At 47.9% G+C, this 14,069-nt stretch carries 13 protein-coding genes and 1 pseudogene; 7 read left to right on the forward strand and 7 right to left on the reverse strand.

The annotated features are described in order from the left end of the window. Positions 1-205: 205 nt before the first annotated feature. The 6 genes from RW114_RS17800 to traJ form a co-directional block, all read right to left on the reverse strand. Positions 206-3,580 (reverse strand): zincin-like metallopeptidase domain-containing protein, encoded by a 3,375-nt coding sequence (locus tag RW114_RS17800; RefSeq protein ID WP_340124101.1) that lies wholly within the window; start codon positions 3,578-3,580, stop codon positions 206-208. A gap of 87 nt (positions 3,581-3,667) precedes the next feature. Then, entirely contained in the window at positions 3,668-3,859 is a 192-nt protein-coding gene (locus RW114_RS17805; RefSeq protein WP_340124102.1) for a conjugal transfer protein TraD, read from the reverse strand. 50 nt (positions 3,860-3,909) lie between these two features. Continuing rightward, on the reverse strand, positions 3,910-4,428 hold the full coding sequence (traF, locus tag RW114_RS17810; RefSeq protein ID WP_340124103.1) for a conjugative transfer signal peptidase TraF: 519 nt from the start codon (positions 4,426-4,428) through the stop codon (positions 3,910-3,912). After that, on the reverse strand, positions 4,425-6,338 hold the full coding sequence (locus tag RW114_RS17815; RefSeq protein WP_340124104.1) for a type IV secretory system conjugative DNA transfer family protein: 1,914 nt from the start codon (positions 6,336-6,338) through the stop codon (positions 4,425-4,427). The genes traF and RW114_RS17815 overlap by 4 nt, the downstream gene beginning before the upstream one ends. After that, positions 6,335-8,521 carry a TraI/MobA(P) family conjugative relaxase gene (traI, locus tag RW114_RS17820; protein WP_340124105.1) on the reverse strand — a complete coding sequence of 729 codons (2,187 nt, stop codon included), beginning with the start codon at positions 8,519-8,521 and terminating at the stop codon, positions 6,335-6,337. Before traI ends, RW114_RS17815 begins: the two co-directional genes overlap by 4 nt. A gap of 27 nt (positions 8,522-8,548) precedes the next feature. After that, the gene (gene traJ / locus RW114_RS17825; RefSeq protein WP_340124106.1) at positions 8,549-8,917 is read right to left on the reverse strand and encodes a conjugal transfer transcriptional regulator TraJ; all 369 of its coding nucleotides are present in this window, start codon (positions 8,915-8,917) and stop codon (positions 8,549-8,551) included. Between the two features lie 328 nt (positions 8,918-9,245). Between traJ and RW114_RS17830 the strand changes: the two genes are divergently transcribed. From RW114_RS17830 to RW114_RS17860, 7 genes and pseudogenes are all read left to right on the forward strand, one after another. Then, positions 9,246-9,629 carry a TraK family protein gene (locus tag RW114_RS17830; RefSeq protein WP_340124107.1) on the forward strand — a complete coding sequence of 128 codons (384 nt, stop codon included), beginning with the start codon at positions 9,246-9,248 and terminating at the stop codon, positions 9,627-9,629. Further along, positions 9,629-10,354, forward strand: a complete 726-nt coding sequence (locus tag RW114_RS17835; protein WP_340124108.1) for a nucleotide-binding protein — start codon at positions 9,629-9,631, stop codon at positions 10,352-10,354. Before RW114_RS17830 ends, RW114_RS17835 begins: the two co-directional genes overlap by 1 nt. Next, a complete protein-coding gene (locus RW114_RS17840) occupies positions 10,354-10,800 on the forward strand; it encodes a conjugal transfer protein TraM (RefSeq protein WP_340124109.1) in 447 nt (148 codons plus the stop codon). Before RW114_RS17835 ends, RW114_RS17840 begins: the two co-directional genes overlap by 1 nt. Positions 10,801-10,967: 167 nt before the next feature. Next, positions 10,968-11,069: a DUF4186 family protein gene (locus RW114_RS17845; RefSeq protein WP_340124112.1), complete on the forward strand. Its 102-nt coding sequence runs from the start codon at positions 10,968-10,970 to the stop codon at positions 11,067-11,069. 46 nt (positions 11,070-11,115) lie between these two features. Beyond that, positions 11,116-11,274, forward strand: a pseudogene (locus RW114_RS17850) (DUF4186 family protein); the annotation flags it as partial. Between the two features lie 440 nt (positions 11,275-11,714). Next, on the forward strand, positions 11,715-12,356 hold the full coding sequence (locus RW114_RS17855) for a DsbA family protein (protein WP_340124110.1): 642 nt from the start codon (positions 11,715-11,717) through the stop codon (positions 12,354-12,356). A gap of 25 nt (positions 12,357-12,381) precedes the next feature. Continuing rightward, positions 12,382-13,176 carry a M90 family metallopeptidase gene (locus tag RW114_RS17860; protein ID WP_340124111.1) on the forward strand — a complete coding sequence of 265 codons (795 nt, stop codon included), beginning with the start codon at positions 12,382-12,384 and terminating at the stop codon, positions 13,174-13,176. A gap of 467 nt (positions 13,177-13,643) precedes the next feature. Here RW114_RS17860 and RW114_RS21055 read toward each other — a convergent pair whose 3' ends face one another. Then, on the reverse strand, positions 13,644-13,919 hold the full coding sequence (locus tag RW114_RS21055; RefSeq protein ID WP_422614839.1) for a transposase: 276 nt from the start codon (positions 13,917-13,919) through the stop codon (positions 13,644-13,646). Positions 13,920-14,069 lie beyond the last annotated feature (150 nt).

Genomic DNA, 14,069 nt, shown 5'->3' on the forward strand with positions numbered 1-14,069 from the left:
TAGCATCAAAGCAGGACTCAATCAATTCGAGGACTTTGGGTTCGTCGGATAGTTGATTTAAGGCAGCGTTCAGCAGTTTGCGCTGGTGATGATCTAATTCACGGATTGCAGTAATTAATTGAAAAAACTCGGCGTTTTTCATGATGATCTCCAATTGAAAACCTACATGGCTTATTTTATGAAAAAGAAATAAAAAATTCCATAGTTAACGATGACATAGCCTATTTCTAAGCTTAAAAACTTGAACATCGAGTAATACGCTGTTGGTCGCAAGATCGTTAAAGTCGGTGTAGCGTTTCATTTTGGCAATCGCCTGTTGTTGTTCATCGGTCAAAATGCCAGATCGCGCTTTTGACGGCGTTACCGGCTCCAGTTTCGCCGGGTAGCTTTGTTCACCTGGGGCGAATATCGGAAAAAAAGCCGTGCCAGCGACAGCTTTTGCCGCCGCCAACGCTTTTTCTTTACCTGGATTTTTGCCTTCAGTCAGCTCCAGATGCACATCATTGTCGCCCGCAATAACAAAGGGTTTATCGGGGAATTTTTCACGTAGCCGCTTGGCCACGTTGGGCAGATTGCCACTGTCGAATGCAGCGACAGTGGCATAGCCAAGCGCTTGCGATAAGGTGTCCGCCGTCGCATAGCCCTCGCCGATAACAATAGCCGGTGCTTTTTCAAGTGCATCGAGCCCTTGCCCACCCACAACATGAAACATGTCTTGTTTAGCGCCCCCGGCAACAAACCGCTTAATGCCGTTGTCCTGGATGGTTTGCACTGACCGGATTTCGCCGTTCACGTCTTGAGCGGTCAGCAGCAAATCACCAGCTGTAAAAACCAATTTATCCGGGTTTGCTTCGCGTAAGGCTTTAGTCGCTTTCCAGGTCTTGCCAATCATCACTACCGAATCGGCAGGCAAGGCACTGCCATCTACCGGCACTACGCGCAAATCACCTGGACGGACCTGCTTCGTTTGCAAATATTGATGGTCTGCCGGAGCCGGAGCGGCGACAGCCAATAATTCACGCACAGCTCTCACCACCGCGTTTTGTTGGGCTTGTTGCGCGACTTCACGCTGTTGGAGCTTGGCGGCGCTATCAGCCTGCAACATTACCTTTTCCTGTTCGCTTAACGAATAGCCCTTGGCTTTCCATTTCAAAACCTCACCCGTCCGGTTGTTCTGAATATGTCCAGCCGGATGTCCATCAAGGTGCCCCACATAAAACCCCGCGCGTTCACCCGCTTTATCACCCACGGTTTCGATTCTGTGCTTATTACCATCCATGATAGGGTGTTGGCCGATAACGATGCAGCCCAGGGTTTGCAAGGCTTCGGCAAATTCCTCACGCGGCGTCATGGCAGGTGCTTGTTGATTTTTTACGTTTTCCGGCAACCAGCGTTGTAATTTACCCAGATTCGCAGTCGACTTGGCATACCACGATTTTGCCTGCTTATCCCAGAGTGCGCCCTCAGCCTTGGCCAAAACCCGTTCTCTGTAAGGAACCGCGAGATATTGCCTGTCAGCCTTTACTTCATCGGCTGCAGTCTTAATGTTAGTCTTCTCCTTAGCGGGTGACTTGGCATCACCGGCTTGTAGCCATTTATTAAACAGTGCTTGTTCGACGCCGGCTGGGATATACCAAGACTGTTGCCCTCGATCCCAACTCGCACCGAGAGCCTTGGCCTCGTTCTTTTCGCGATACGGGACATTAATGTAGGTTTTATCATCTTGACCGGAAATGATGTGCGCCTGTTGCTGCTCAATCTCGATTATTTTCTTCTGGAACTCGCTATCGTGGATCGTGGCGACTAAATCAGCGGTTTTGCGTTGCTCCCTGGCCAATGAAATATCTTCAGCCGTACTATTTGGATCACCCTTAACGCGCTGTTCCTCGATTCGCGCTAACTCCGCCGCTTTCCGATAGTCATCGGCAGTCGCACTGGATAGCTGAGACAGCTCGGATTGAATAGTCGTAAAAGAACGTTTCATGGCTGGCGTTATCGCAGGCCCTACTCCGTTTACCTGCTGCCAAGTTCGCCAACCTTGCTCAAGTGTTTTAGCAAGCTCAGCAAAATGACCCAGCTCCGAATGGCTAGCTTCTAAGGCCGCTATTGTCCGTAAATGAGCAAGAGCCTCGTCGTACTTGCCATGCAGCACTCGATCACTGGCCACAACGGCTTCGCCCTCCCCTATCACTTGAGCAACTGAATTGTTCCACTCTGCCAGTCCGGCCTTTGCGCGCTCAATGTCCTCAACAACTAAATTAGCAAACGGGTCGGGGGTAATCGCTTTTGCTGCTGTCATGGCTGTCACCTCAGTGATGTGTATACGCTCAACTTCGCTTTGTTGTTGCCGGTGCTCCTCTATCAGTCGCTCGGCCATTATTTGAAAAGCTTGGGCCAGGCCTTTTCGTTCAAGATAGGCATTGGATATAGCGGTGTCCTCTGGCTCAATGCCAAATACCGGCGAAAGCTTCTGGATTGCGGTAGTGTAAAACTGGCCTGGCACCTTGCCAGTTATGTCTCCGACGGCATTAAATCCCTGCTTGCGCAACGCCGCATCCAGACTAGCGCCTTCGTAGGCTTGATAATGATCAAATTGCCATTCTTCAGGATGCTGCAATACGGACTCAAGACCCACCGCCAACACTGCCGATATATTTTCTGAGTCTTGTTGTGCGGCGAGCTCTTGAACTTGTTGTTGCTCTAAGCCTAAAACATAGTTTTGAATCTTTTCCGCATCCGCCGCAGCCCGGAAAATTTCCATAGGATCGTTTTTCAGTGCTTTGATCCACGAACCCACATAAGCCGCATGTTGACTGGGATCGTGACCAATGCCCAACGCATCACCCAAAATCATGCTGGCAATTTCAGCGCGTAATTCTTCCTTGGCGTAACCTTCGCTGCCAAACGGGTGGGACAGATCGCGATTGAGCCTGTTCGGGTGACCACTGCTGTGCCCAATTTCATGCAATACGGTTGCATAAAATTTTTCGGCGCTCGGAAACTGCCCCTTTTCCGGCAAATGAATACTATCGGTCGATGGCCGATAAAAAGCCCGATCGCTTCCGTTGTAATGAATAGCAACACCGCAGGTGGCTAAAATTCCTTCGGCCCGTTCAATCGGATCCCAGGCTTGCGGTTTCCGCTGGAGAGGCGGCAAGCCATCAATCTGTTCGGCATTGAACACCGTCGCAAAAAATACGCGCGGCCTTTCCAGTTTGACCAGCTCTTTAACCGGCTTGCCGTCGCTGTCTACTAGCGGTTTACCGGCAGCGTCTTTCTTGATGTGTTCGTCGACAAATTTCCAGTATTGAATTCCGGTACCCTTCTCGCCTTTACGGACTTGAGCACCGGCTTCGGTGGCCTGCTTGTAGGTCATCCAGCGTTGATCGTCTCGATCTTGCGACAACAAATACAGTGAGTTGATACCCTTGTAGCGATTATCCGTCACCGGGTTATAGGGCAGGAACGCACCGGACTCGCCAGGATTCCACGGTCTTTGCCAGGGTGCAGTGCCTTGTTCAAGTTGTTTGATTAACTTTTCTGCAACGATTTCATGAAACGGTTTCTTGTTTTTATCCATTGAGATAACCTCCTGCGGGTTAGTTACGATGGTGTAAGTCGCTACTTGGGCGGCTTATGATTTCAGTTGCTAAGTCGGTCTGATCGTTTAACCAAGGCCAACCCAGTCGACACTACTTGCTAAGGCATCGGCTTCACTGAGCGCGTCTTCTTCAAAAGCGCCTGCCATGTCGGCCTCCTCTGGATCAAACTCAACAGCAAAGCCTGGGGTGGTTTCAGCGTCACTCATTTTTTCAATAAATGCATCTGCTGCGGCAGTCTCTCTATCAAATGTGGTCATGGTCGTTCTCCTTTGTTTTATGGTTGATGTGGTAATTGAATGTCTCTTGCTTACCAGGTGAAAATCGGACGAATAACGCCCTCTATTTGTGAACGCTGGATCGGGCCAAAATAACGCCCGTCAAACGAACCCCTGTTGCTGTCAGACATGACCAGAACCTCGGTACTGTCCAACACCCAGGAAGCTTTATAGTTCGGTAGTGGTCGACCACTTCCATCGAGTTTGATGGGGGCGCTCAAGGACAGCAATTGACCATTAATCTGAACGCCGTCAGTGCCAATAGACACAACATCATCCTGAACCGCTAAAATCTTTTTCATCATGTGTCCATAGCCGCCTGGACAATACCCGGCACCCAGATACCCGCGTGCCTTTGCCATATCGAAAACTGCCGCAGGCGGCGGGCAAAACAACACATAAGCACCTTTCACTATGGGCACATTCGTTAGCCGATACACGCCAACCGGAATGCTCGGCGTTGTGTTTAGCCGTATGCCGACAGCATAGGCAAGCCCGCTCAAGATAAAGGCCGACATCGCCACGCCAAAACAAACGGTGAACCGCTTCACAACTTGATGACCTCTTCCCCGTTTTCAATGCTATGGACGCGTATGAGCTTGTCGCTTAGTATCGGTGCCGGAATAGCCGCCCTGGCCTTAAAGATAGTGTCTTTGAAAAACAAGGGCTGCACGCCATAAATGGCAGGGTAACCGGCCACATATACAACCATATCACCCGCCTTTTCAATCAAACCCTCTGTGCCCTTAACCGGCCCGGGCATACGCAAGCACTCATCGGGTGTTAACAGCGGCCGTTGCACTTCCTGAATAGTACGGGACACCTGCCCAAGCAAGGCCGAAGTGCGTCGGCCGCTGGTGGTGATTTGTTCTTTAGCGACGGTCGTTTGACCGGTCAGTTTAGACAAGTGCTCGGCCGTCTCAACACGATTGGGCGGAAAGGCGCTCTGAACATGACAGTTAGAGGTAATGCTTTCATCGTGACCATAGCCCGTTTCACGGCTTTTAAGTTGGTTAATGTCCTGGCAAATCAAATAACACTTGATACCGTAACCGGCAATAAACGCTAAGGCCTCCTGCAATATGTCGAGTTTGCCTAAACTGGGGAACTCATCCATCATCATCAGAAGACGATGTTTGTAATGGGCTTTGGGTTGACCGTTAACAAAATCCATCTTGTCGGCCAACAGCCGTACGATCATATTGACCATGACGCGCACCAGCGGTCGCAACCTTGCCTTATCGTTGGGATGGGTGACGATATACAAACTCACAGGATCATCGAAATTCATCAAGTCTTTAATCCGAAAATCCGACTTGCTCACATTACGCTGGACCACAGGATCGCGATATAAGGCGAGATAAGACTTAGCCGTGGACAGCACTGAACCGGCTTCTTCATCCGGTCTGTCCAGCATGTCCCGCGCGGTCGTACCGACCGCCGGATGGTTGTTGCCATGCACATGTTCGTAGGTAGCCATTTCCATCCATAACTCGGCAATATCGCGGTCTGGATTAGACAGGATGGCATCGACGGCGGGTAATGTGGCGTCCGTGCCTTCCTGCTGCGCTTTGTACAAGACGTGCAAAATTACTCCGACCAGCAAGGCTTGAGCGGTCTTTTGCCAATGCGTTTCCAAGCCCTTCCCATCGGGATCAACCAGTAATGTCGCTAAATTTTGCACATCGCCGACCTCGTACTCGGTGGCCAAGCGTATCTCATCCAACGCATTCCAGTGGACTCCGCCGCTTAATGAGGCCGGTTCAAAGCGCAAGACTTTATTGCGCGCATATTTTTGTCGCCAACCTGAGGTCAATTCCCATAATTCACCTTTCAGGTCAGTGATGACCGCGCTGTGTTCCCAGGACAACAGCGTAGGGATGACCAAACCCACCCCTTTCCCGGAACGAGTAGGGGCATAACACAGCACATGCTCCGCGCCGTTGTGGCGCAAATAGCGCGTAATCCCCTTTTTATCCAGCCAAGCCCCCACGTATACGCCGTCACTTGAACACTTTTTTTTACCTGTCAGCTGTTGCCAGGCTGTTATTGGCCGTGGCAATAACCCTGCCCTTTCGATGTCGTGCTGATTAGCCCACCGCGCGGAACCGTGTAAATAGGGGTTTATTTTTGCAGAGTTCGCTCCCACCATCTTAGCCACCATTAACCCTAACAGGCCGATAGAGGTCACCGTCATGCCGACCCCGGCGGCTTTCATAATACTAACCTGAAAGTGCCCCCCCCATTTAAAGGTCCAGATCAGGATGCTCCAAGGCGTATAAATATGCTGGTAGTGAGTCCCGAGTTGAGGCTGGTATCCGAACTCATTGGCAAAAAATTGTGTCGCCGACTGCAAACCGGCCAGCATAAAAATAACTGCCAAAACAGGTATTATCTTTCCGGACTTTGGCTTATCGACTCGTATCTGCGGGCCGACCGCATTATTAAATTTGTCTTTCATCTGCTTCTGCCCTTGGTTTTAACTATGCCAATCCCCGTGCAGGTTACTTGATCACCGATTGATAACCGACTCAAACGGTTCGCGGTCTTTTCATCAATGGGCATCACCAGAATGACCTGGCTGCGTTTCAATAATGCCAGAAATTCACCATCGATCCGTCGAACACCGGCAAAAGACGCAACGCCAACGTCGGCTTTATTATATCGCCTATGTTCCATAATATCGAATATTTTAAGGCGTTTTTGTTCGCGCTCTTCAATGTACTGATCTGCTGCCGCAAACGAGTGGGGTGCTAATCCTCCCCTAGAAACAGGCCGTCGCAATGTGTTATCTGATTGGGCTCCTGGCTGCTCCAGGTGACCAGAAACAGCACCCGGCAATAACATTTCACCTCCTTCGGTGAAGCGAACCACACCGAGTTCGGACAAGTTTCGCAAACGGTTACGGGCTTCGGGCGGCGAAATAACGGCAACGCTGCCAATGTTGGGCTTACGGGTAAATCCGGACTCGAAGGTTCCCCGTCCACGATCATGTCCGGCGGCGGCATTTCGGCCGGATGAGCCAATGCCGCCAGCGCCGCTTCCAGTTCGTCGTCTTCTGTCTGTTGAACCATCATTACTCTCCTGTAGAGTTATGGTTGAAGGATTTACTAAGGAAACCCGTTTTCGTTCCAGTGTGGAATCGGTAAACGTCAATTGAAGATTGGCGGTCGCCGCGACTTCTACAATTTGGGCCTTGAAGTCGGCGGTGCCATACACAGTGATGTTGGTTCCATAGCGTTCCATCGCTAACCGCAACGCCGCCGCCAAGCCCTCTCGTGTGGCACCCCGAGAGACCTTAAGCCGGTCACCATCATCTCGAACGGCGGACGCTCCGACGCGGTAAATGATGGTGCCTTTTTTGGTAACGCTATCCTGATCGGCTTTAACCCCAGTCCTTTTCAGCTCTCCACCACTTGCGCTAACCGTGTTACCTTTAAGCCCAAGAGCAACCACGCGCGCACGTAGCGCTGCTAACGCCTCTTGGTCGCCCTTGGTTGCCTCCCGGCGTAACCAGTCGGTCCACTGTAGGGGCTGATACTGTTTTAATAGCCGTTCACGCTCTCGACGGTAGTCTTCGTTAATTTTATTGAGTTCATGTTTAACGCTTTGGCTAGTCATCGAATACAGCAACTTCTTTTCAGACCTGGAACCACCTGCCAGCTTGGTTGTTGCCCGTTTCAACTTCGCTTTACTCTTGACGTCTGCAATTAAACGATCTCTTTTCGCCCTGGATTCCTTCCATTCCTTGGTACGATTTGCTCTCGTTCCCTGCTGTTCATTTTTGTAGCGACCAAATAATAAGGTTGTATCAATACGCGACCGCACTGGCCTGGCCTCATATTTCTTACCTGACCCTTCGGTATTACCAGAACGGGGCTGAGAGTTGAACTCACCGAATCGATCAACCAGCTTACCTTTTGACAGCTCACGAGCAACAGAGCTCGCTTTGACCATCAAGCCATCCTGATCAGAAATAACCAAACCATTACCGCGTTCCTTCAACTCAAGCCCGTGTTCTTGCAAAACACGGTGTAGATCGGCCCAAGAACAAGCCGCCTGTAATTGATCAAGACATTCGCGCTTGATCCAGCCTAATAAGCTTTCCACCCCGGCGTGATGCTCCATATCCAAAGCACGGTTTTCACTGCCAACCTTCACGGCCTGATGGTTATCCCGCTCCAACCCATATTGCAACTCCAACGCCGCACACAACTTACCGAGAGTCTTGTGATCGTTATAGGGACTGTGAATCGTTAAACGTGTCGGATGAATTTTGTTGATGGCAATATGCAGATGAAAATTGTCAGTATCATCGTGAGCAACACTCACCCGTTGATGCTCACCGTAGCCAAGCCCCTCACAAATCCTGCTCTCAAGCGCTGCTAAAACGTTATCATCGGGACGTTCACCGGCCCTGAAACTCAAAATCAAGTGATAGGTTTTATCGGATTCAACTCGGGTATTCATGCCTTGGATGGCCGTGACCTCAATAACCGACGCACTCAAGTCGATCGATTCACAATGAGTTACCGAGGTATAGACAACACGCTCATGCTTTTCCTGATCGTCTGCCAGGTATCTCACCAGACTGGCAAAGTCGCTTTTTTTAACCGACTTCATAGGCACATGCTTCGCAATCATCTTAACCAAAAAGTTTAGCCGCTATAGTTACCGATCAGCCCGAGGCATCACCACGGCCTTCATAATTTCAAGCATTTTGTTCTGAGTGTCCTCAATTCGCGCAAGCGCCGCCCGCAGAGTGCTCTCGCCAAACTGAGCCGTCCGGGCATCATTCGTAAGCCAGAGTTTTAATAACCCTCCCAACCGCCCTAGGTCGCCGTTAATACGCGCAAGCTCCATGACTTTAAAATTATCAACAATGCTCTTAGGCATATAGCCCTGACCTAGCAGTCGCAAATACGCTGACGTGCTATGTCCGGTTTGCCTTGCCAATGATTCTATTTCTGCTTTTTCATCAGGAGTAACCCGAACAACAATCGGTGTACTTCCCTTTCTGGTCGGTTTCTTTTCTGCCATGACAGCCTCAGTTAAGAAGATAGCGGCGGTAGCCGCTTGGCCTCGCAGAGCAGGATCCCGTTGAGTGCCTAGCGCGAATAAGTGAACGTGAAGAGCGAGTACCTGCTGCGCAGGTGCTAGCACTTCACATATCCTGCCCCGACTAAAGTCGGTATAAGCGAAGCATACCATTTATTTTTTATTTACGATATATTGATTATTTGTATACTTTCTATTAGACTATTTTTTAACGCCATGAATAAAGAAAATATCGCTATGTAATGGAAAAATAAAGGAATAATCAAGGAAAAATCAATCAAAAATCTCATCACCTATCAAGAAAATAGCCATGTCAAAAAAACTGACAGAACTGATTGCCGAGGAAGAAACGAAGCGAAAGCAGAAGGGAACCGGCATAAAAAATCGGGTAGTATTTCTGGCGCTAAGAGAAGACATCAAGGAAGCGATGAAAGATGGCTGGGCTCTCAAACAAATTTACAGAACGCTACACACCCAAAAGAACATAACGTTTAGTTATCAGACCTTCGTTAACTATGCAAACGATTTGATCCTGAAACCTAAACAATCGCTAGTCATCATTAAAAATGAAACCAGCAGTAAAAACCCTGAGCAAGAACAAGCAGCCCACACCACTGAACCCATAACGAAAAAGTCGCATGAGCTACCCGGCTTTACATTCAATCCAATAGCAAAAAAAGAGGACTTAATCTAATGGCAAAAATACACATGATCCTGCAAGGCAAGGGTGGCGTAGGTAAATCGCTGATTGCCGCCATTCTGGCACAATACAAAATGGGTACCGGCCAACAGCCGCTTTGTATCGACACTGATCCGGTAAACGCCACCTTTCATGGTTTCGAGGGACTGAATGTTAAACGTCTTCAAATCATGGAGAATGAAGAAATTAACCCGAGGAACTTTGACACACTGATAGAATTGATTGCTCCAGCAACGGATGATGTCATTATCGATAATGGCGCCAGCTCATTTGTACCGCTTTCGCACTATCTTAATAGCAACCATGTCCCCTCGTTATTACAAGAAATGGGGCATGAATTAGTGGTGCATACGGTTATAACGGGGAGCCAAGCCTTAACGGATACATTGAACGGGTTCTCGCAACTCGCCACACAATTCACCCAAGAGACAACTTTCATCGTATGGCTCAATCCCTATTGGGGCGCCATAGAAAGCGAAGGCAAAACCTTTGAACAAATGAAGGCCTATACAGCCAATAAAAGCCGAGTTTCAGCGATTATTAAAATCCCGACGCTTAAAGAAGAAACCTATGGCCGAGACTTGGCAGATATGCTGCAAGATCACTTAACATTCAATGAAGCGCTCGCCAATCCGGCACTCACCATTATGACCAGGCAACGGCTCAAAATCATAAAAAATCAGTTGTTTGCACAAATGGACAGCGCAGCGGTACTGTAATGAGCCATGAGCATGACATAGAAGAAACGATTAAGGAAATCGCGGCAAAACACGGCATAGCCGTGGGTCGCGATGATCCCCTATTGATATTGCAAACGCTCAATAACAGACTGCTGCAAGCTAGCCAAAAAGCGCAGCAAGAAATGCTTGACCAGTACAAATCCGAACTTGAAGGAATTTCACTCCGATGGAGCACTGACGCCAAGGAAAAGGCGGAACGCATTTTAAATGCGTCACTCGATGCCAGTAAGACAGCGATGGAACGGTTGCTGCGGGCAGGCGCAAAAGAGGTGGTTACAACGATCAAATCAGAGGTGGACGCCTCATTAAACCGTATCAGCAACCCTATCAATGGCGCCATCCGTATCGGCCTAATGAACATAGCTGCTTCTTGTATCACTCTGCTAGCGACGGCGGTATTGTTATGGACAACGACACACCCCTAAGCGGGGGGCTGTAATGCCAAGTATGGATCATTTGAACCCAGAATTTCACACTGTCGTCAATGCGTAACTTCTATAAAGATAAATCAGGTTAGATACCCATCAGAGAATTAGACGAACTCTTTGCTACTCTAGAAAAATCCGCTTTCCGTAAGAAATTCCACCACCGACTGGTTAAAGACCTTGAGTATCTCCATAACAAAGGTTTAACCACCGTTCTCAGCCATGCCAACGATTTTATTAGTAAGCGGCTAGCCCCCGGCTTTTCCTGAAAAGGATGGTAAGCAAACGCCGTTTCGGGGGCATCCTGTATTTGTTGCACAACATGCAACGGCCTGTTGTTGTCGTGGCTGTCTGGAAAAATGGCATCGAATTCCCAAGGGGCGTTCTTTAAACGTTGATGAGCAGACTTACATTTTCAACGTATTGAAATGTTGGCTTCTGGAAGAATTACACCGATATGAAATCAACCCATAGCGTAAACTAAAATTAATTTTGATTACTTAGGCATCTGTTTCATCGAATCAACAATATCAACTCAATAGAGGTATTTATGCTTGTATTCCTTGATCATCTCATTTTAACAGCCGCCTTATTGCTGCTTGTAGCTGTCGTTGATCTTGATGAAGTGATGACGGTCAACTTACGGCCATACCGGAGAGATTAGAAATACCTACATATTGTATTTTTTCAAAGTTTCCTTGGCAGTTGAACGTTAGTTGAAATCATGAGCTTCCAATTTGAGCTGGGTTAAATTGAAAGTCAAATCATAATAGATGCGACTAAATAATTAAAACTCCGGTAGCATGAGACTTGTTTGGTTTGGTTAGTTTGCTCTGATAATCAATCAATAGAATCAATACTTCTTTCATTCCGTCAATTTAAGACTAACCGTGTTAAGGGTTGGATACCGTCAAATGGTCATTACTTTATTTTATTTTCATGATCCAATGTGTAGCTGGTGTTACGCTTTTGACTTTAGTTTAACTGCGTTACAAAAAGAATTGCCTGACTTCATCAGAATAAAAAAAATAATCGGTGGATTAGCTCCCGATACAACGCAACCTATGCCTGTTGAATTGCAGAAAAATATACAACAGACATGGCGGCGAATTGAACAAACCGTCCCAAACATGCTGTTTAATTATGATTTCTGGATAATTAATATACCTGTCCGATCAACTTATCCGGCCTGCAGAGCCATTTTAGCGGCAAGACAACAGGGGACTGACTTTGAAGATAAAATGATTGGCGCTATCCAAACAGCTTATTATCAAAAAGCTAAAAATCCTTCACTTCCATCAACTTTACTGCAATGTGCATTAGAAGTCGGATTGGCCGTAGATAAATTTGCAAATGACCTTACCAGTGATGAAATTGAAGAGGAATTACAGAATGAAATCAGTACAGCCAGAAGCTTTAGTGTGATTTCTTACCCATCACTGCTTCTGGAGCATGGTGGCCGTTTATTCCCGGTATCCGTCGATTATCTTGATCATGAAACCATGATCCGTGAAATAGTAAGCATTTTAGAGAAGACGCCGGGAGTATCGTGTTAATCGTTGAATCAGGATTTGCGCGACTATGAATGTTTTCAAACGCGTACGTATTCGCTACATTCTGCACCGTCATGCAATCGAGCATAGTCTGTGGGCTGAAGTTACCGAAAAGTTGGCGGTTTTGCAGGGAATGACTGCCGTTGAGAAAGCGCACTTGCGCGAACTGACAACGTTGTTTCTGCATGAAAAAAAGTTTTTTGGCGCTCAGGAACTTCAGCTGACCGATGCAATGTGTTTGATCATCGCCGCCCAAGCCTGTCTTCCCGCACTTGGGCTTGGGATTGACTGTTTGTCAGGCTGGACCGGAATTATTGTTTATCCAGGTGCGTTTCGGATTAGCCGAGACGAAAGGGATGTCGCGGGTGTTGTACATCATCAGGAACAAGTGCTAATCGGCGAATCATGGTCTCGAGGGCCATTGATACTGTCATGGGACGATGTTGAGCGGGATTTACAGGGGAAACAATCCGGTCGCAATGTTGTGATCCATGAAATTGCCCATAAGCTGGATATGCTGAATGGACCCGCCGACGGTTTCCCTCCGTTGCATCATGGTATGGCTGTAGCCGAGTGGTCAATTTCACTCGGCGCAGCTTATGAAAGCCTGGTACAACGAGTTGAACATCACCATCGCGTCTGTATTAACCCTTATGCAGCAACCAGTCCTGCCGAATTTTTTGCGGTAATCAGCGAATATTTTTTCAGCGCACCAGAAATTCTGCATACTCACTTTGCTGATATTTATCTGCAACTGCAACTTTATTACCGTCAAAATCCGTTGCTGCGCAGTCATCCTATTGGGACTAGCGTGAGCATTTGAACATAATCTTACAGTTTTCGGAATCGATTTGTCGGTCATAACCGTAAGTTTCTGTACAAATATCACATTATGCATATTCCAGTGAAGTGCCGCCACTCATGCTGGTTCAAACCCGTCACCTGAAATACTTGAAAGCTGCCACTGGCAGTAAGCAAATATTAGGGTATCTGAATGGCTCTGACCGGCCAACAGCAGCCAGTCATTGAGAGGTCGGTAACCCAAAATTTGTCATGGCTATGTATCAGGGCGTTATCAAAAGCTCCCTCTACCTACAGAAGGGTTTGCCGAATTATTGCGTGATCAACAGCGGGATGAGTAATAAAACGGACGGGGTCACGGACGGGGTCACACGGACGCACGGACGGGGTCAGACGCACGGACGGGGTCAGGTCTTTGATTTATGATTCTTAATAATCCCACTTACTGTCGAATAGTGTAAATCAAAATAATCGCCTATCTCTTTCAAGCTATAACCACCGCCCGCATAAGCAGATATACCTCACGCGGTCAACGCCTGCGGATTTTCCAAATAGCTGGAAATTTGGGTTTAAAAGTGTTTTTACTTGTTCCTTGAAAGCGGATTTTACCTTATCAAGGCAGTCGTCGATAGCTTCCTTGAAATCGCAAAATGTTTCGTGATACCGATTGTATAGGCACTTCTTTTTGGTGAACTTCCACAAGCGCTCAATCAAGTTCAAATTAGGCGAGTAAGGAGGTAGAAAAAGGATGTCGATACCCAGCATTCGCTGCGAGACAGGAGTCGAGTAGTAGGCTGTCGAAATCAGCCCTTTTTCGCAAGCTAAACATTCCCCGATTTTTGGCTTTCAATATTATTGAAAAAAGCTTTGCGTTTCTTGCGTACGGTATAGGGGATGCTTGATTTCTCCCACATC

It is taken from the genome of Methylobacter svalbardensis (assembly GCF_037671525.1).
Lineage (GTDB): Bacteria > Pseudomonadota > Gammaproteobacteria > Methylococcales > Methylomonadaceae > Methylobacter_A > Methylobacter_A svalbardensis.